Source organism: Phenylobacterium sp. (genome assembly GCF_965284355.1).
Classification (GTDB): domain Bacteria; phylum Pseudomonadota; class Alphaproteobacteria; order Caulobacterales; family Caulobacteraceae; genus Phenylobacterium.
The window spans coordinates 3,005,733-3,024,179 of sequence record NZ_OZ260078.1 but is presented as its reverse complement, the minus strand read 5'-3'; the positions used below and the strand labels follow the sequence as shown (position 1 = coordinate 3,024,179).

Below are 18,447 nucleotides of genomic sequence, written 5' to 3'. Positions count from 1 at the left end.
CGCGTCGGATGTCGCCGGGCTATGCCGACGGAATCGTCGCGGCGAAGACGACTTTCTCTTCCTGCACGTCGGCGAACACGCGGCCGCCGGCGTCAGTGACGAAGAGGTGGGTGTAGTACGCCTGGACCCAGTGGCCGTGCAGGCCTTCGCCCAGCGGCTGGCCTTGCAGGCCGGCGAGCACCTCGGGCCGCAGGCGGGCGCGGGGGCCGGTGGCCTCGATGGCAATGGCGAGCGAGCCACCCTCGTCCACGGCGCGCACCTTGGCCACGCCGCCGGTGGGCAAGGCCGCGCCGGCCATCTGGGCCAAGTTGAGGAGCGCACGGGCGGCGGGCTTGTTCACGGCGGGCGCGTCGACGGCCCACTCGAGCGTGGCGCGCATATGTTCGAACACGCCGCGGGACAGTTTCTCCAGGTCGCGCACATCGAAGGTCTCGGCCGAGGCCGAGGCGCCGAAGGCCACGCGGCAGAACGACAGCAGGTCGGCCAGCTTGCGCGCCGACGACGTGATCAGGCCCATCGCCTCTTCGCGCATATCCTGCGCCGAGGGGTCGTCCAGCAGGTCGAGGCCTGACGAGATCGCACTCGCGGGGCTGATGAAGTCGTGACACATGCGCGCGGCCAGATAGGCGGCGATCTCGGCGGGACGGACGGGCGCGGCCGTGACGGTCTCAGTCATGCCGGGCATGACTAGAGCACATCCCTCCAAAGTGGAATCGGCTTTGCGCTCGCGAAACGGCTTTGCCCCCTCAAGGACCTCTCTCTAAAGAGGCGCCATGGAGTCGTGGGATCCGTTCCTGGAGCCGGGCGTCCTGGTGCGTCACCCCACCGAGATCGACTGGGGCCTGGGCCAGGTGCAGTCGGTGGCGGGACGGAAGGTCACCGTGAACTTCGAGAATGCGGGCAAGCAGACGATCGACATGAGCGTCGTGAATTTGGTGTTCGCGGGTGACGATCCGCGAGGGTGAATTGAGCAACGACAACGACATCGGCGCGACGCTGGCCGACATCTGCGAAATCGCCGCCGAGCTGGTCCTGCCGCTGTGGAAGTCGGGCCTGGAAGTGCTGACCAAGGCCGACGAGAGCCCGGTGACCGTCGCCGATCAGCGCGGCGAGAAGCTGATCCTGGAACACCTCGCGCGCCACTTCCCGAACATTCCGGTGATCTCGGAAGAGCACGCCAGCGAGTTCGGCACGCCAGACGCCATCGGCCCCCGCTTCTTCCTGGTGGACCCCGTGGACGGCACCAAGGCGTTTGTCCGGGGCGACCCGAACTGGACCGTCAACATCGGCCTGGTCGAGAACGGCCGGCCGGTCGCCGGCGCGGTCTGCGCGCCCCCGACGGGCGAGACCTGGTTCACCAGCGGCGGCAGGACGCTGAAGCGCACCAAGCGCGGTTCGGCCTCTCCGGTGCACGTGCGGCCGTGGCCCGAGAGCGGCGCCATCGCCCTGATCAGCCACACCATGAAGGACGAGACCAAGCAGAAGCTGATGGCCGAGTACGGCTTCGACGTGCCCGAGCCGATGGATTCGTCGATCAAGTTCTGCCGCATCGCCGAGGGCGGCTGCGACATCTATCCCCGCCATGGACCCACGATGGAGTGGGACATCTGCGCCGGTCACGCTGTGCTCGAGGCGGCCGGCGGCACGGTGCTGACGCCCGAAGGGAAGCCGTTCGTGTACGGCAAGGCACAGGACGGATTCCGGAACGGCTGGTTCGTGGCGCGAGGCGGCCCGGCGGTCTGAGGCCTCTCCTGAGCGTATGCTCCGTCGCTGGGCTCGGGGGCTCTAGATGTGCTTGCCGTCGGCCAGCGGCGGCTCGGGAGCCGAGGTCGCGATCGGCGCCTGCGGGGCGCTGTAGCTGTCCTGGACGGTCTCGTAGGTCGGCGCCAGCGCCCGGCCCAACGCCCAATAGCCCACGAACCCAATCGTGAAGGCCACGCAGGCCAGGAGCAGGTAGGGCTTGAGGATGTCCATGTTCGAGAGCTGAGGCTGGATTGCGCCGGTTACCGGATAGTCAACGGACGTCACCGAGACCGGTTGCCCCAAGGTCGACGCTTGTTTTCGCGAATGGTTCGCATTAGCAGGAGGAGCGGCGACGTGGCCGCGCTTGGAGCGACCCCCTGCCATGACCCTGCTCACGAGGCTTCGCCGGCTCTGGCTCGACGTGCACCTCTGGATCGGCGCGGGGCTGCTGATCGCGCTGATACCGTTGAGCGTCACCGGGTCACTCCTGGTCTGGCACGATCCGATCGATCGCACCCTCTATGCCCACAGGTACGCAACATCCGGGCCATCGGCTTCACGACCGGTCGATGACTATGCGCGCGCCGCGCAGGCCGCGTTTGGCGACCGCGCCCGGCTGACCCAGGTGCGCCTGCCGCAGAACGCCGGCGATCCGGTGGTGGCGGTCGGCCGCATCCCCGGAGACCCGGGCCCCGGCGGCCGCCCGCGCACGTTGAACGCCTGGATCGACCCGCCGACCGCCAGGGTGCTGGACACGGCCGAGGTGGCCCGGGAGCCGACCATGATCCTGCATCGGGTGCATGGCTCGCTCATGATCCCCGAGGTGGGCCGCAAGGTCGTGGGCTGGCTGGGCTGGGCGATGTTCGTCTCTTGCGCCACGGGCCTCTGGCTGTGGTGGCCCCGGCACGGTGGCTTCCTCAAAGGCCTGCGCTGGAATCGCGGCGCGTCGACCCTCTTCAACCTGCACCACCTGGTCGGCTTCTGGGTCTGCATTCCCCTGGCGGTGCTGTCGCTGACCGGCGTCTACATCTCGTTCCCGCAGACCAGCCGGGCGGTATTCGGCCTGCCCCAGCCGCCGCCGCGCAACGCGCCCGGCCGCTTCGCACCACCGCTGGAAACGACGAACCTGACCCTGGCCCAAGCCGTCGCGGCCGCTCAGGCCAAGGCGCCCGACGCCTCGGTCGCCGAGGTCAACGTCCCGACCAAGGGCAAGGAGTCGGCCTGGCGTGTCGGCCTCAAGGTCCCCGGCCAGGAACGCCCCAAGACGATCCAGGTGGTCGACGCCACCGGCGAGGTGAAGGCCGGGCGTGGTGGAAGCGGCCCCGAGCGCGCGGCAGGACCGCCCGACGAGATCTCGCCCCTGATGCGCAAGGTGCATGACGGCAACGACATGGGCATCGTCTGGCAGTCGGTAATCTTCGTGTCCGGCTTGGCGCCGGCACTCCTGGGCGTCAGCGGCGTGGTGATGTGGCTGCGCCGCCGCGCCCGCAAGCGTGCGATCCAGCACGGCCCAGCCTGAACCGACAGATTGGGGTTTTGTTGCGAATGATTCTCATTGCGACGACTGTGTTGCAGGACTAAGAACGACTCGCATTCTTAGTTGCAACAATCGGGAAAGCCCCGGGGGACCTAGTGAAAGTGATTAACGGCGTCGCGTCGCGGAAGAAGCGCGCACTCACCTGCGCGGCGGCGGGCCTGGCCGGCCTGTCGATCGGAGGCGCGGCGCAAGCTGCCGACGCGGCGGTGGACGCCGCCTTGGCCACCGCCGAGGCCGACCAGGCCGGAACCGTCTCCGGCATCGAGGTCGAGGGACGGCTGACCAAGCAGAACAATCCGAAGGTCACGGCCGACGCGCTCAACAACCCTCAGACGGTCACCGTCATCTCGCAGGGGACGATCAAGGCCCAGAATCTGCTGTCGCTGCGGGACATCCTCTCGACCGTCCCGGGCATCACCTTCGGTGCGGGCGAAGGCGGCGGCGGTTTCGGCGACTCGATCAATCTGCGCGGCTACACCGCGACCAACGACGTCACGCTCGACAACGTCCGCGACGGCGCCCAGTACAGCCGCTCGGACCCGTTCAACATCGAGCAGATCGAGATCACCAACGGGGCCAACGGCGTCTATTCGGGCGCGGGCTCGGTCGGCGGCACGATCAACATCGTTTCCAAGCGCCCCACCGCCCGCAACGCGACCACAGTCAGCGCGGGCGTGGGGACCGAGGACTACTGGCGCGGCACGATCGACGCGAACCACAAGATCAACGACAGCGTCGCCGTCCGCCTGAACGCCATGGTCCACCGCAACGACGCGCCCGGCCGGGACGTCGAGACGTTCAAGCGCTGGGGAATCGCGCCCTCGCTGGTCATCGGCATGAACGGCCCGACCCAGTTCACGGCGATGTACGTCCACCAGGAGGATCGCAACACCCCGCAGTACGGCGTGCCCTTCTACAACGGTCGCCCCCTGCCCGGTGTCTCACCCAAGCGCTACTACGGCTATTCGAACATCGACGCGGCGGATCAGGACGTCGATATCCTGACGGGTATCCTGGATCATGACTTCGGCGACGGCCTGAAGCTCCGGGCGCTGACCCGCTACCAGAAGGTGGATGCGCTCACGATCGTCGACGCCCCGCAGGGCGTCTACTGCCTCGCCAACGGCCAGAAGGCGGCGGCCTGGAGCCAGTCGACGACCGCGACCAACACCACCGGCTTCTCGCCATGCCTGGCCACTGACCCGGCTCCGGGTTTCTATCAGCCCAGCGGGCCGCGCGGTCGCTCACGCGACGCCAACAACAAGCTGCTGCACAGCCAGATCGACCTGACCTGGGACGGCGAGTTGGGCGGCCTGCAACACACCGTGGTGGTGGGCGTGGCCGCGTTCGAGGAGGACTATCACCTCGACACCGGCGAGGTGCTGCGCACGGCCACCGGCGCCGTCGTCACCCTGGCGCCCATGAGCATCGCCGACCCCAACAACGTCTACGCGGGCCCGGTCAACTACATCCAGACCAGCGCCCAGGACGGCTCGCGCAGCAACCAGGCGATCTACGTCTTCGACAACATCGTCATCAACGAGCAGTGGTCGCTCAACGGCGGGATCCGTTGGGAGCACAACAAGGCCGCGAACCGGACGGACGCCTACAACATCACGCCGGGCCCGAGCCTGGGCGTCATCACGCCCGGCCCGACGTTCCGCAACTCGGACGATCTGCTCACCTGGCGGATCGGCGTGGTCTACAAGCCGGTCCCCAACGCCAGCTTCTATGCAGCGTACGGAAACGCCGAGACACCTTCCCAGGCGGCGGTCTCTGGCACCTGCACGGCCTTCACCTGCAACCTCGACCCCGAGAAGGCCGAGAGCTTCGAGGTGGGCGCCAAGTGGGATGTCGCCGGCCGCCTGTCGCTGACCGCCGCGATCTTCCGCAACGACCGCACCAACTATCGCGTGGCCTCGGGCGATCCGGCCCAACCCACAGGCGTCATGACGTTGGACGGCAGCGCGCGCGTCGACGGCGTCGCCCTCGGCGCCTCGGGTTCCATCACGGAGGCATGGGCGATCTTCGCGAACTACTCGTACCTGGACAGCAAGGTGCTGCGCGGCTCTTCACAGTTCCTTTCCGCGCTGGGCCAGGACTTCACCAAGGGTGATGACCTGCTGGGCGTGCCCGACCACGCCTTCAGCGTCTTCACGACCTACGACCTGCCCCACGAGATCCAGGTCGGATACGGGGTCACCTACCAGGGCAGGTACTATGTCACCCAGCACGCGGCGATCACGGGTTCGACGCCGCCGCAACGCACGACGATCCCGCGCGCCCGCGCCGACGACTACTGGGTCCACCGCGCGACGGTGGCCTGGAGCCCGGTCGAGAACCTCGAGCTGCGGCTGAACGTCAACAACATCTTCGACAAGGTCTACTACAGCCGTGCGCGCACCAACGCCGCCGGCTGGGCCACCCCGGGCGATCGCCGAAACGCGACGCTCACCGCCAACTACCGGTTCTGAACTCCCCCATTCGTCAGTTCCGGATAGTCGCGCCCCGCCGCAGCTGCTCGCAGGCGGGGCGCAATTCATTCTAGGGTCCCGCCCATGATGCTCCATGTTCCCGGCGTACTGACGGCCGCCCAGGTGGCCGAGTTGCGCGCCCAGATCGACGCCGCGCCGTGGGAGGACGGAAACGCAACCTCGGGCGCGCAGTCCGCCTTGGCGAAGTTCAACCGCCAGCTGCCCGAGAACTCGGAAGCTGCCGTCCAGGCGGGCGCGGCGATCCGCGAGGCGCTGACGCGCAACCCCCTGTTCATGTCGGCGGCGCTGCCGCACACCGTCTATCCGCCTCTGTTCAATCGCTATGGCCCAGGCCACGGCTTCGGCGATCACATCGACAACGCTCTGCGCTTCCAGCGGCATCAGAACGTCCGCATCCGCACCGACCTGTCGGCGACGCTCTTCCTCTGCGATCCGTCCGAATACGAGGGCGGCGAGCTGGTGGTCGAAGACACGTATGGGGTCCATGAGGTGAAGCTGCCGGCGGGCGACCTGATCCTCTATCCGGCCTCGAGCCTGCATCGGGTCCAGGCCGTCACGGCCGGCGAACGGGTCGCCAGCTTCTTCTGGATTCAGAGCCTGATCCGCGACGACGCTCGGCGCGCGCTGCTCTTCGATATGGACCTCGCGATCCAGACCCTGGCCCGCGGCGCCGGCCAGGACGCCCCCGCCATCGTCAGCCTGACGGGCGGCTATCACAACCTGCTGCGGATGTGGGCCGAGCTCTGAGCTTTCCATGAACGCGGATCGGCGCGAGTGTTCGCCCAAAGAGATCAAGGGAAGACGCTCATGGCCGAAGGGACGCAGGTGTTGGAGCACATCCTTTGGGAGCGGCGAGGCCAGGTGGGCGTGCTGACGCTCAACAAGCCCGACCGGCTGAATGCGCTGTCGCAGGCCATGCGCGACGAGGTGGCGGGCGTGCTGGAGGCGGCCCATGCCGACGATGACCTGCGCTGCCTGGTGCTGACGGGCGCGGGCCGGGGCTTCTGCTCGGGCGCCGATCTGCAGGCGGGCGCCGCCGTGATGGCCGAGGGCGGCATCGTGCGGAAGAACCAGAACGAGCGCATCGACGGCATGGGCTGGGTCGGTCGCTGGGCGTCGATGTGGGCTCATTTCGACAAGCCGGTCATCGGCGCCATCAACGGCGTGGCGGCCGGCGCGGGCCTGTCGACCGCCCTGGCCTGCGACGTGCGGATCGGCTCCGAGCACGCCCGGTTCAAGAGCGTCTTCATCGAGCGAAACCTGTCCCCCGACAGCGGACTGTCGTTCTTCCTGCCGCGGGTGGTGGGCTATGCCGCGGCGGCCGACATGATCTTCACCAGCCGCGCGGTGAGCGCCGACGAGGCGCTGCGCCTGGGCCTGCTCAATCGCGTGGTGGCCGCCGATACGCTGGTCGACGCGGCGGTGGCCTATGCCGAGGAGATGGCCGGATGGCCGCCGCTGGCGCTGCGCATGTCCAAGCGGGTGCTGCAGCACAACCAGGACGCCGGCCTCGACGACGCCCTGCGCTACGAGACCCTGGGCCTGGAGTTCTCCCGCCGGGCCCGCAACGACGTGCAGGAATCCCAGGCCGCCTTCCGCGAGAAACGCAAAGGCGTCTACACGGGGTCCTGAAAACCCGGTATGCCCCGCGGCGCCCATTCTCGCCTGCGACTGAACTTGAAGGAGTTTCCCATGCCGCTCGACGCTGGCGCGCCCCAGAAGACCTACCGCTGGGACGACCCCCTCGACATGTCTTCGCGCCTCTCGGAGGAGGAGCGCATGGTGTGGGACGCCGCGCGGCAGTACGCCCGCGAGAAGCTGTTGCCCCGCGTGGTCTCGGCCTATGCTGAGGAGCGGTTCGATCGCGAGATCATGACCGAGATGGGCGAGCTGGGCTTCCTGGGCCCGACGCTGCCGGAGGAGTACGGCTGCGCCGGGGTGAACCACGTGGCCTACGGGCTGATCGCCCGCGAGATCGAGGCGATTGACAGCGGCTATCGCTCGGCCATGAGCGTGCAGTCCTCGCTGGTCATGTACCCGATCTACGCGTTCGGCTCGGAAGAGCAGAAGCGCAAGTACCTGCCCGGCATGGCCGCCGGCCGCATCATCGGTTGCTTCGGCCTGACCGAGCCCGACGGCGGCTCGGACCCGGCCTCGATGCGCACGGTCGCGAAGAAGGTCTCGGACGGCTACGTCCTGAACGGCGCCAAGATGTGGATCACGAACTCGCCGGTGAGCGACGTGGCGCTGGTTTGGGCCAAGCTGGACGGCAAGATCCGCGGCTTCCTGGTCGAGCGGGGAACGAAAGGCTTCGAGACGCCGAAGATCCTGAATAAGCTCAGCCTGCGCGCCTCGGTGACCGGCGAGATCTCGCTGACCGACGTGCACGTGCCGGAAGACGCCATGCTGCCGGGCGTCGAGGGGCTGCGCGGTCCGTTCTCGTGCCTCAACAAGGCGCGCTACGGCATCGCCTGGGGCGCCATGGGCGCGGCCGAGTTCTGCCTGCACGCCAGCCGCGACTATGTGTCGAGCCGCAGCCTGTTCGGCCGCACGCTGGCCTCGCGCCAGCTGGTGCAGAAGAAGCTGGCCGACATGTCCACCGAGATCGCGTTGGGCTTCGAAGGCGCGCTGGCGTTGGGCCGGCTGATCGATGAAGGCGCGTGGGTGCCCGAGGCCATCTCGATGCTGAAGCGCAACAACTGCGGCAAGGCGCTGGATATCGCCCGGGTCGCGCGCGACATGCACGGCGGCAACGGGATTTCCGGCGAGTACCACGTGATGCGCCACGCCTCGAACCTTGAGACCGTGAACACCTATGAAGGCGCCCACGACGTGCACGCGCTGATCCTGGGCCGGGCGATCACGGGCGAGAGCGCGTTCTAGAGCGTGACCGCTTCAGCATGGAGCGTATCCGGAGTTGACGAGGTAGTTGGCGCACTCGGCGGCTGAGAAGTGGTCGAGGAGGAGGCCGATGCGTCGCCAGGTGGCTTCGACGGTGCGCTCGGCGGCTTTGCGCAGGAGGGTCTTCAGCTTGGCGAAGACCTGTTCGATGGGGTTCAGGTCGGGGCTGTAGGGCGGCAGGAAAATCAGGTGCGCGCCGGCGCGCCGGATGGCCTGGCGGACGGCCTTGCCCTTGTGGCTGCCGAGGTTGTCCATGATCACCACATCGCCGGGGGCGAGCGTCGGGACGAGGACCTGTTCGACGTAGGCCCGGAACCACTCGCCGTTGATCGGCCCATCCAGGACGAAGGGCGCGTCGATCCGATCGCATCGCAGTGCGGCCAGGAAGGTCAGGGTCTTCCAGTGGCCGTGAGGAACCTTGCCGACCAGCCGCTGGCCACGCGCGCAGCGGCCGTGGGTGCGGGTCATGTTGGTCTTCGCCCAAGTCTCGTCGATGAAGACCAGGCGGCGCGGATCAAGCCGGCCCTGATGGCGTCGCCAGCGGTCCCGCTTCCTGGCCACGTCCGGTCGGTCCTGCTCGATGGCGTGCAGGCTTTTTTTTGAAGGTCACGCCCTGGCGCAGGTAGAAACGCCACACCGCGTCGTAGCTCACAACCACGCCGCGGTCGGCGAGCTCGGCCTGGATCGCCCGGAGCGTCAGGTCCGGCTGCTCCGCGATCCGCGCCAGCAGCCAGTCCCGCTCGCCCGCCAGCACCAGCGGCCGATGACCGCCCATCCGCCGCGCTGCGGCGCTGCCTTCGCTCCGCAGACGCTGCGACCAGCGCACCGCCGTCGCCACCCCGACCCCGAACCGCTCCGCCGCCTCACGGCACGTCCCGCCCGCCACCACGAAGCGCGCCACTCGATCCCGCAGATCAAGCGAGTAGGGTCGACCCATGCGAGCTGGCCTCCCATCCAGCCCACATCTTGAATCATGATCCGCCCAAACCCGGAATCCCGATTCAGCTAAGCGCGGTCACGCTCTAGGGCCTGTTGAGATTCAAGATTCTCGAAGGCGGCGTGGTGTGATTCAAGCTGCGGATGGAACGATTCGTTTTGACCGACGCCCAGTGGGCGAAGATGGAGCCGCACTGCCTGGGGAAGCCGAGCGATCCCGGGCGTAGCGGCGCGGACAACCGGCTCTTCATCGAAGCCGTCCTGTGGATCGCCCGGACCGGAAGCCCATGGAGGGATCTTCCGCCCTCGTTCGGCAAGTGGAACACGGTCTACACGCGTTTCCGCGACTGGCGTGACGCCGATGTTTTCACACGGCTTTTCGACGCCTGCTCGGACGAGCCGGACATGGAGTACGCCATGGTCGACGCCACCATCGTGAAGGTCCATCGCCACGGGCAGGGCGCAAAAGGGGGACTTCGAGCCAGGCCATCGGGCGCTCCAAGGGCGGCATGACCACCAAAATACTGGCGCTCACCGACGCGCTCGGAAACCTGGTCCGTTTCGTCCTGCTGCCCGGTCACCGCTTCGACACCGTGGGCGTCGCGCCGTTGATCCAGGGCCTCGAGTTCGACGCTTTGCTCGGCGACAAGGCATTCGACAGCAACGCCATCATCGCCGAGTTGGATGAGCGCGGCGCCAAGGCCGTGATCTCTCAGCATCCTCGCCGCGCCATCCCCCTCGACATCGACACCGAGGTCTACAAATGGCGTCACCTGATCGAAAACTTCTTCTGCAAGCTCAAGGAGTTCAAACGCATCGCCATGCGCAGCGACAAGACCGACCGCAGCTTCTCAGCCATGATCCACCTCACCGCCGCCGTCATTCACTCGCGCTGAATCTCAACAGGCCCTAGGGCAAGACATCGGGTCGCAGGGCGCTGCGTCGCGAAACGCGAACAGCATTCTGACGCACAACCCAAAATTTACCCTTACAACCTAAGCCTTCGTTCGCCTCACCTCCTGCTTACCTGGACGTGAGGCGTGCGGGGGAAACCGATGGCTCGGAAGAGCGCGACACGCGCCGCCGACAAGTCCGAGATGATCCAGTGGCTGTTCGAGAACAGCCGCGACCTCATGCACGTGGGCAAGGATGGCGTCTTCCAGCTGGTCAATCCGGCGTGGTGCGAGCTGACCGGCCTTAGCGAGCAGGAGCTGATCGGCCGCCCGATCATCGACTTCTACCACCCCGACGATCACGCCGGCGTCCGCCACCGCGTGGCGACCATGCAGCCCGGCCAGGCGTCCGAAACCGAGTGTCGGATCCGTAACACCTATGGCCTGTGGCAGTGGTTCGCGGCGCGCAGCCAGCGGATGCCCGACGGCGCCTTCATCGTCACCCTGCGCGACGCCACGGCCGAACGCCTCCACCGCGAAGAGGCCGAGGAAGCCCGGCGCACCCGCAAGCTGCTGGGCGCCTCGGCGGGTCTGGGCATCTGGGAGTTTGATCCGCTCGCCAACTCGATCTGGTGGTCAGACGAGATCCGCCATCTGCTCGGCTTCGAGGACGAGACCTGGACGCCTGAACGCTTCTACGAGGTCGTCCACCCCCGAGACCGCGCCCGGCTGGAGAAGCAGCTCAGCCGCGCCGTCGTGCGGGGCGAGCCTCAGAAGTTCGAGCATCGCATTCGGGCCCGCGATGTTTGGCTGACCATGCGCGTCACGGTCCAGCCCGAGCGTCAGTCCGAGGGGGTCTACCTCCTCAAAGGCATGTCCGAGGACATCACCGAACTGGCCGCCGCCCGCGACGCCGCGCGCAAGGGCGAGCAGCAGATGAAGAAGGCCCAGCGCGACATCGCGCTGAACGCCGCGCGCCTGAACCTCGCTCTCGAGGCGGCCGAGGCCGGCGTCTACGAGATCGACCACGTCCGGAAGACCTTCTGGTGCTCGCCCGAGTTCGAGCGGATCACCGGGCAAAAGAATTCGGACTATGAAGAGGCTGTCGACCTTCGCTATCCCGGCTTCCATCCGGACGACCTGCCGCACGTGCGGGCCTCGTTCCGGGCGCTGCATCGCGGCGACAAGCAGTCGGGCGAAAGCTTCGAAGCCCGCATCATCCGGCCGGATGGGTCCGAGCGCTGGGTGCGCGTCTTCCACCACCTGCAGGTCACCAAGAACGGCCGCTGGCTGAAGGCCGTGGGGCTGGTGCAGGACTGCGACATGCTCAAGCGTCAGGAACTGGCGCTGAAGGAGGCCCAGCGCGCCGCCGAGGCAGGGGCCGAGGCCAAGGCCGCCTTCCTGGCCAACATGAGCCACGAGATCCGCACGCCGATGAACGGCGTGATGGGCGTGCTGCACCTCCTGAAAAACGAGAACCTGAGCGAGGACGGCCGTGCGCTGCTGTCTGAGGCGCTGTCGTGCGGCGCCATGCTGTCGGAGCTGCTGAACGACGTCATCGACTTCTCGAAGATCGAGGCCGGCCGTCTGGAGATGGCCTGTGAGCCGGTTGAACCGGGGGCGCTGGTGACGGGCGTCGTGCGCCTGCTGGAGCCACAGGCGCAGGTCAAGGATCTGAAGATCGTCGTCCAGTGCGACCCCGGTGTCGGCTGGGTGACGTCGGATCCGGTCCGGCTGCGCCAGGCGTTGTTCAACCTGATCGGCAACGCGGTGAAGTTCACCGAGACCGGCCACGTCCTGGTCCGCACGCTGCAGCCCCGGCCGGGCGTGCTGCGCTTCGAGGTCGAGGACAGCGGCGTCGGCATCCCGGCGGCGGCGCAGGCGCGGCTGTTCGAGCGGTTCAACCAGGCTGATGTGTCCACGACGCGCCGGTTCGGCGGCTCCGGGCTGGGCCTGGCGATCACGCGGCGGCTGGCCGAGCTGATGCAGGGTGACGTCGGCTTCACCTCGGTCGAGGGGCAGGGATCGACGTTCTGGATCGAGGTGCGCGCCGAGGCGACCGTGGCGCCGGCCGAACCGGTCGAGGCCGCCGCCAGCGTGCTGGAGGGCGTCCGGGTTCTGGTGGTCGAGGACAACGCCACCAACCGCCTGATCGCCACCAAGCTGCTCGAGAATCTGGGCGCCGATGTCGAGACCGCCGACGACGGCTACGCCGGCGTAGAGGCCGCCGCGCGGGGCGGGTTCGACCTGATCCTGATGGACATCCAGATGCCGGGCATCGACGGCGTCGAAGCCGCGCGCCGCATCCGCGCCCTGGGCGGCCTCGCCGCGGCGACCCCCATCGTGGCCCTGACCGCCAACGTGCTGGCCCACCAGCGCGCATCCTACCTCGACGCCGGCATGGACGGGGTGGTCGGCAAGCCGATCGCGCCAGGCGCCCTGGTGGCCGAGATCATCGCCGCCGCCAACCGCCGCGCCGAGGCCATGGAAGCCGAAGCGGCCGCGGCTTAGCTGGAGCGCGCGCCGCAAGCGCTGTCATCTGAAACCACGGAAAGCACGGAATGACACGGAAAGGGCTTCGAGCCTGGAGCTGCGTTCCGTGCTCTTCCGTGTGTTCCGTGGCTCGACTTTCCCCGCGCCGGCGCGCGACGGCGGCTGAAGGATTCACGCGACCGCGCGATTGACCCCTGGGCCGCGATCGGACCTAGTCTGCCCGCCTTCTACCGCGAGGCGAGGACCACCGATGCAAGCCGTTCTGCCCTGGCAGGCCTGGGCCCTGCTGTCCGCGGCGTTCGCCGCGCTGACCGCCACCTTCGGCAAGGTGGGGGTCGAGGGGGTGAACAGCGATTTCGCCACCCTGATCCGAACCGTGGTGATCCTGGTCGTCCTGGGCGCCTTCCTGGCGGCGACGCGGCAGTTCCAGCCGCTCGAGGGGATCGGCCCGCGGACCTGGCTGTTCCTGGGCCTCTCGGGCGTGGCCACCGGAGCCTCCTGGGTCTGCTACTATCGGGCCCTGCAGATGGGCGACGCGTCCCGCGTGGCCCCGCTGGACAAGCTCAGCATCGTGCTGGTGGCGATCTTCGGCGTGGCCTTCCTTGGCGAACACCTGAGCCTGCGCCACTGGGCCGGCGTCGGCCTGATCGCCGGCGGCGCGCTGATGCTGGCGCGCTAGACCTTGAGTGCGCCGAACATGATGCGCACGAGCGCATCGATGGCGTCCTTGCGCGACATCCGACCGGCGGCGGCGGCGTTGGCGAGGGTGTCGGCAGCGCCGATCAGGCCGAGAAACAGCGCCTCGCCGCCCTTGGCCGGCAGGGGCGTGAAGCGGACCAACGCCTGGCGGTAGAGTTCGGCGTAGGCCTCACGCTGAGCGTGGCAGAAGTCGTCCATCTCCTCGGTGGCCGAGAGCGCCGCGGTGATCGCGCCGAACTCGCGGCCCGCGTCCAGCGTGCAGTCCACATAGGCCGCCGCCAGGATCGCCACGGCGTCCTCCAGCGTACGCGCCCGGCTCTCCAGAGCCGCGCGCGCCGCATCGGCCTGACGCGCGTCGAATTGCCGGTAGAGCGCCACCAGCAGGCCGGCGCGGGTCTCGAAGTGCTCGTAGGCGATGGGCTTCGTCACGCCCGCCTGCTCGGCTACGCGGGCCAGGGTCAGCGCATCCGTGCCCTCGGCGCGCACAATGGCCGCCGCGGTCTCCAGGAGCTGGAGCCGGCGCTGATCGCGCGGCAGCCGCTTGCCGGACACGGGTCCTCCTTGACTCCGAACCTACGATACGTAACTTACCTATCGTAACTTACGAACAGTAAGAACGCGAGGAGATGATCATGGCGGCCGACACCATGCAACTGGGGGCGCTGGACGCCTCCGGGATCGAGCGGTTCGCCCCGCTGATTGCCGGCTTGATCCGGGCGACGGGTCCGGTCAGCTACGACTACCAGTTCGGGACCGACGGCCTGCTGGAGCGCCTGGTGACCGCGTCGTGGACCGCGCCCCACACCCTGTTCTGCGCAGCTTGCACGACGGCGGCGGTGGGCGCCGACGGCGAGCTGCTGGGGATCGAGCTGGGGTTCGAGGGGCCGAAGTTCTACGCTTTCAAGACCAACCTGGCGGCGCTGGCCCCCGGCCTGATCGAACGCGGCGAGGTCAGCTACGAGGAGCTGGTCGGACTGACGCAGCGGGCGGCCAAGGCGAGCTACCTCAACGCCCACGTCCCCGAGGATGTCTACTACCTGCATGCCCTCTCGGCGTTCCCGCAGCATCGCGGAAAGGGCGTCGGCAAGGGGCTGCTGGCGGCCGCGATCGCGCGGGCGAAGACGGCGGGCTATCGCGAGCTGCAGCTGGACGTCCTGGCCGACAATCCGGCGGTGAGCTTCTACCAGGCCCATGGGCTGCAGGTCGTGGCCGAGATCCGCTCGCCCGAGCTCACTCGCGACCACGGCTTCCCGGCCGAGTACCGCATGGCGGTGGCCCTGTGAGCCCGCGCATCCTGATCGCCGGCGGCTGGGGCGTGGTCGGCGGCGCGGTCGCCCGCCTGATCCGGGAGGCCGGACACGACATCGAGCTGGTGCTGGGCGGCCGCAATCCCGAAAGCGGCGCCGAGCTGGCCAAGACGTTAGGTGCGCACACCGTCCGCCTGGGCGTGAACGACCCAGCGCCCGGACTCGCCGCGGCGGGACCGGTCGACCTGGTGATCGCCGCGCTGCAGGACCCGGGCGACAACCTGCTGATGGCCGCCCTGCGCGCCGGCGCCGGCCACATCGGCATCGTGCGGGGCCCGGGCACCATGGCCTCGACCGCCATCGCCGCGGCGGCGCTGGCGAGGCGGCCGGCGCTGATGCTCGGGCACTGGCAGGCCGGCGTGATGACGGTGGCGGCGCTGGCGACGGCGCGGGCGTTCGCGGAGGTCGAGCGGGTCGAGATGGCGGCCCTCTACGACTACGCCGACCCCATTGGCCCGATGACTATGGCCGACGCCGGCGGCTTCGTGGGCCAGGCGCAGATCCGGCGGGGCGGCGCCTGGACCTATCTCGACGCGACCCAGCACGGACGCTCGGTCGCCCGGCCGGGGCAGCCTGTGTTCGACGCCCTGCCGATGAGCGTTCTCGATACGCCGGCCGTGGCGGCGGTGACCGGAGCGCCGGATGTTCGCTTCGACCTCGGGACCGGCGAGTCGCGAGGAACGGCGGCGGGCGGTGGGGCCTCTCACGACATCTACATCGACGTCACCGGCCGCGACGCGAGCGGCGCGGCGTCTGCGAGGCGGACCATCGTCAGCGATCCCGCGGGCCAGGCGCACCTGACGGCCTTGGGCGTGCTGATCGCCGCGGAGCGCGTCCTGGGGCTGGACGGCGCGCCGCCGCCGGCCGCCGGACTGCACTTCCCTGAGTCGGTGCTCGACATCGACCGCGCGCTGGCCCGTCTCGCCGCGTTCGGCGTGAGGATCGAGGGCGCGGCGTGAGGATGATGCGCGCGCTGGCGGTCGACCCGGCCCGGCAGGCGTCGTTCGTCGTCGAGGCGCCGATCCCGACGCCTCGGCCCGGACAGATCCTGGTCGAGGTCAAGGTTGCCGGCGTCAACGAGATGGACGTCCAGGTGCGCAAGGGCGGCTGGGCCGGCCAGGTAAAGCGGTTCCGCAAGGACGGGCCCGTCCTGACCGGGTTCGAACTGGCGGGGATCGCGCGCACCGACGGACGCCGCATTCGGGCCGGTCAGCGCGTGATCGGTTATTCTCCGGTGCTGAACGGGCCCCGCTGCCACGCGGAGTTCGCCGTCATCGACGAGCGAGCGCTGCTGGCGATCCCGGACACGCTCAGCGACGAAGCCGGCGCGGCGCTCACCGTCATGGGGCTGACGGCGATCGAGGTGCTGGAGCACATCTGCCCGGTAACCGCCGGCCAGCGCTGTCTCGTTGTCGGAGCGGCTGGCGGCTTCGGCGCCTATGCGGTGCAGCTGGCGGCCAACCGCGGCCTTGAGGTCACCGCCGTCGCATCGGCCGCGAACGTGGCCTGGGTGCTGGCCCAGGGCGCTGCGACGGTGCGGCCCTATGAGGCCGGACCCGCGATCCAATCCGGCGACGCCTTCGACCTGATTGTCGACGCCCCGGCCCGGCTCTCGTTCCGCGAGGCCGAGCCGTTCCTGGCCCGGCGCGGGATGTACGTGTCCAGCAATCCCACCGCCGACGTGGCGGGCTTCGCGCGGGCGGCCCTGTCGTCCCGGCGAGCGGGCTATCTGATGATGCTGAAGACCGATCCCGGCCGCCTCGGACGGCTGGCAGCCCTCGCCGACGAGGGCGCGCTGCGGCCGGTCATCGACAGGGTCTTTCCCCTGGAAGAGGCCGACGCGGCGTTCGACCGCTTCGAGACACGGGGGAAGCAGGGACGCGTATTGCTGCGTCTCTGACCGCGCGGGCTATTCCGAGTCCGGATTTCGCGTGCTTGAGTGCGCCGCTTCCGGGTTTGGAGAGAGTGCATGCGCAAGGTCGCCGCGGGTCTGATCGGTCTTCTGATGATGGGAGGCGCGACGACGGCGCAGGCCCAGGCGCCGCGGCCCGATCAGCTGGCCTTCCGCGAGATCTTCGAAGAGCTGGTCGAGACCAACACCGCGCTGTCGGTCGGCAGCTGCACCACGGCGGCCGCCAAGATGGGCGCGCGGCTCAAGGCGGCGGGCTTCGCCGACGCCGACGTGCACCACATCACCGCGCCGTCCAATCCGAAGGAAGGCAGCCTGGTCGCCGTGCTGAAGGGGTCCGACCCCAAAGCCGGCGCGGTGCTGCTGCTGGGCCACATCGACGTGGTCGAGGCGCGGCGCGAGGACTGGACCCGCGATCCCTTCACGCTGATCGAGGAGGACGGCTACTTCTACGGCCGCGGCACAGCCGACATGAAGGGCCTGGACGCCATCTGGGTCGACACCCTGATCCGGTTGAAGCAGGCCAAGACCCCGCCCAAGGCCACGCTCAAGATGGCGCTGACCTGCGGCGAGGAGACGGCCGAGGCGTTCAACGGCGCCGACTATCTGGTGAAGAACCACGGCCCGCTGATCGCGGCCGACTTCGTGCTGAACGAAGGCGGCGGCGGGCGGCTCAGCGCCGACGGCAAGCGCGAGTCGCTGTCGATCCAGGTGGGCGAGAAGGCGGCGCAGAGCTATCTGGTGACGGTGAGCAACCCCGGCGGCCACTCGTCGCGGCCGCGGCCCGACAATGCCATCTACCAGTTGGCCGAGGCGCTGCTGAAGGTGAGGGCGTACGTCTTCCCGGCGAAGATGACCGACACGACGCGGGTGGGACTGGAACTGCGCGCCCAGCGGGCCGATGCGGTCGGCGCGGCGCTGAAGACCCTGCTGGCCAACCCGAACGACGCCGAGGCCGCGCGCGTTGCGGCGACCGACGTCAACGTGAATTCGATCCTGCACACCAACTGCGTGACCACGCGCCTGGACGCCGGCCACGCCAACAACGCCCTGCCCCAGCGGGCGACGGCGGTGATCAACTGCCGCATCTTCCCCGGCGAGACCGTGGAAGGCACGCTGGAGACCTTGAACAAGGTGGTCGGCGATCCGGGCGTGAAGATCGAGGTGATCCCGCCCGTGCGGCCCATCGCCATCAACCCGCCGCTGGACCCCAAGGTGGTCGGGCCGATGAAGGCCGTCGCCGCCAAGCATTTCCCCGGCGTGCCGATGATCCCGTCGATGTCGTCGGGCGCCACCGACGGCCGCTACTTCGGCCCGGCCAAGATGTACGTCTACGGCGTGCCCGGCATCTTCGGCGACCCGGACGGCAACGGCGCCCACGGCCTGAACGAGCGCATCCGCGTGAGCTCGCTCTACGCCGGCCGCGACTACCTGTTCGACCTCGTGAAGGCCTACGTCGGGGCGAAGTAGGGCGACCCCTCCAACACGAGAAGGTGCGCCGCCAAGCCGCAGTCTCGAAGGGCCATGGCCCGCC

The 18,447-nt window shown here is 68.8% G+C and carries 18 protein-coding genes; 14 read left to right on the top strand and 4 right to left on the bottom strand.

Annotation, left to right across the window (positions count from 1 at the left end; genetic code table 11):
• Window positions 1-19: 19 nt before the first annotated feature.
• Window positions 20-685: a histidine phosphotransferase ChpT gene (gene chpT / locus ACQ66R_RS14765; protein ID WP_430423210.1), complete on the bottom strand. Its 666-nt coding sequence runs from the start codon at window positions 683-685 to the stop codon at window positions 20-22.
• An 88-nt stretch (window positions 686-773) separates the two neighbouring features.
• Here chpT and ACQ66R_RS14760 point away from each other — a divergent pair, with 88 nt between their 5' ends.
• Both ACQ66R_RS14760 and cysQ read left to right on the top strand, forming a co-directional pair.
• Window positions 774-965 (top strand): DUF3553 domain-containing protein, encoded by a 192-nt coding sequence (locus ACQ66R_RS14760; RefSeq protein ID WP_430423208.1) that lies wholly within the window; start codon window positions 774-776, stop codon window positions 963-965.
• A gap of 1 nt (window position 966) precedes the next feature.
• Window positions 967-1,743: a 3'(2'),5'-bisphosphate nucleotidase CysQ gene (gene cysQ, locus ACQ66R_RS14755; protein ID WP_430423206.1), complete on the top strand. Its 777-nt coding sequence runs from the start codon at window positions 967-969 to the stop codon at window positions 1,741-1,743.
• Between the two features lie 42 nt (window positions 1,744-1,785).
• Here cysQ and ACQ66R_RS14750 read toward each other — a convergent pair whose 3' ends face one another.
• The gene (locus ACQ66R_RS14750) at window positions 1,786-2,028 is read right to left on the bottom strand and encodes a hypothetical protein (protein ID WP_430423204.1); all 243 of its coding nucleotides are present in this window, start codon (window positions 2,026-2,028) and stop codon (window positions 1,786-1,788) included.
• Window positions 2,029-2,125: 97 nt separating this feature from the next.
• Here ACQ66R_RS14750 and ACQ66R_RS14745 point away from each other — a divergent pair, with 97 nt between their 5' ends.
• The 5 genes from ACQ66R_RS14745 to ACQ66R_RS14725 all read left to right on the top strand — a co-directional run bounded on the left by ACQ66R_RS14745 (window position 2,126) and on the right by ACQ66R_RS14725 (window position 8,658).
• Window positions 2,126-3,262, top strand: coding sequence for a PepSY-associated TM helix domain-containing protein (locus ACQ66R_RS14745; RefSeq protein ID WP_430423202.1), 1,137 nt, complete (start codon window positions 2,126-2,128; stop codon window positions 3,260-3,262).
• A 113-nt stretch (window positions 3,263-3,375) separates the two neighbouring features.
• Window positions 3,376-5,754: a TonB-dependent receptor gene (locus ACQ66R_RS14740; RefSeq protein WP_430423200.1), complete on the top strand. Its 2,379-nt coding sequence runs from the start codon at window positions 3,376-3,378 to the stop codon at window positions 5,752-5,754.
• An 84-nt stretch (window positions 5,755-5,838) separates the two neighbouring features.
• The gene (locus tag ACQ66R_RS14735) at window positions 5,839-6,522 is read left to right on the top strand and encodes a Fe2+-dependent dioxygenase (protein ID WP_430423198.1); all 684 of its coding nucleotides are present in this window, start codon (window positions 5,839-5,841) and stop codon (window positions 6,520-6,522) included.
• Window positions 6,523-6,582: 60 nt separating this feature from the next.
• Entirely contained in the window at window positions 6,583-7,407 is an 825-nt protein-coding gene (locus ACQ66R_RS14730) for an enoyl-CoA hydratase/isomerase family protein (protein WP_430423196.1), read from the top strand.
• A 60-nt stretch (window positions 7,408-7,467) separates the two neighbouring features.
• Window positions 7,468-8,658, top strand: coding sequence for an acyl-CoA dehydrogenase (locus tag ACQ66R_RS14725; protein WP_430423194.1), 1,191 nt, complete (start codon window positions 7,468-7,470; stop codon window positions 8,656-8,658).
• A 12-nt stretch (window positions 8,659-8,670) separates the two neighbouring features.
• Here ACQ66R_RS14725 and ACQ66R_RS14720 read toward each other — a convergent pair.
• Window positions 8,671-9,613 (bottom strand): IS630 family transposase gene (locus ACQ66R_RS14720; protein ID WP_430419033.1). Its coding sequence is split into 2 segments (ribosomal slippage): window positions 8,671-9,276 and window positions 9,278-9,613, totalling 942 coding nucleotides; the frame shifts between segments, so codons are not numbered across the junction.
• Window positions 9,614-9,756: 143 nt separating this feature from the next.
• Between ACQ66R_RS14720 and ACQ66R_RS14715 the strand changes: the two genes are divergently transcribed.
• From ACQ66R_RS14715 to ACQ66R_RS14705, 3 genes are all read left to right on the top strand, one after another.
• A protein-coding gene (locus ACQ66R_RS14715; protein WP_430420901.1) for an IS5 family transposase occupies window positions 9,757-10,508 on the top strand; the annotation gives its coding sequence in 2 pieces (ribosomal slippage) (window positions 9,757-10,087 and window positions 10,087-10,508; 753 coding nt in all).
• Between the two features lie 159 nt (window positions 10,509-10,667).
• Window positions 10,668-13,016, top strand: a complete 2,349-nt coding sequence (locus tag ACQ66R_RS14710; protein ID WP_430423192.1) for a PAS domain-containing protein — start codon at window positions 10,668-10,670, stop codon at window positions 13,014-13,016.
• Between the two features lie 232 nt (window positions 13,017-13,248).
• Complete coding sequence (locus tag ACQ66R_RS14705) at window positions 13,249-13,677, top strand: EamA family transporter (RefSeq protein ID WP_430423190.1); 429 nt, start codon at window positions 13,249-13,251, stop codon at window positions 13,675-13,677.
• Here the strand turns inward: ACQ66R_RS14705 and ACQ66R_RS14700 are convergent.
• Window positions 13,674-14,249 (bottom strand): TetR/AcrR family transcriptional regulator, encoded by a 576-nt coding sequence (locus tag ACQ66R_RS14700; protein WP_430423188.1) that lies wholly within the window; start codon window positions 14,247-14,249, stop codon window positions 13,674-13,676. The genes ACQ66R_RS14705 and ACQ66R_RS14700 overlap by 4 nt on opposite strands.
• A gap of 80 nt (window positions 14,250-14,329) precedes the next feature.
• Between ACQ66R_RS14700 and ACQ66R_RS14695 the strand changes: the two genes are divergently transcribed.
• From ACQ66R_RS14695 to ACQ66R_RS14680, 4 genes are all read left to right on the top strand, one after another.
• Complete coding sequence (locus ACQ66R_RS14695; RefSeq protein ID WP_430423186.1) at window positions 14,330-14,980, top strand: GNAT family N-acetyltransferase; 651 nt, start codon at window positions 14,330-14,332, stop codon at window positions 14,978-14,980.
• Window positions 14,977-15,963: a hypothetical protein gene (locus ACQ66R_RS14690; RefSeq protein WP_430423184.1), complete on the top strand. Its 987-nt coding sequence runs from the start codon at window positions 14,977-14,979 to the stop codon at window positions 15,961-15,963. The genes ACQ66R_RS14695 and ACQ66R_RS14690 overlap by 4 nt, the downstream gene beginning before the upstream one ends.
• Window positions 15,964-15,965: 2 nt before the next feature.
• Complete coding sequence (locus ACQ66R_RS14685) at window positions 15,966-16,904, top strand: NAD(P)-dependent alcohol dehydrogenase (protein WP_430426311.1); 939 nt, start codon at window positions 15,966-15,968, stop codon at window positions 16,902-16,904.
• A 69-nt stretch (window positions 16,905-16,973) separates the two neighbouring features.
• Window positions 16,974-18,383: a M20/M25/M40 family metallo-hydrolase gene (locus tag ACQ66R_RS14680; RefSeq protein ID WP_430423182.1), complete on the top strand. Its 1,410-nt coding sequence runs from the start codon at window positions 16,974-16,976 to the stop codon at window positions 18,381-18,383.
• The last annotated feature ends 64 nt before the right edge of the window (window positions 18,384-18,447 follow it).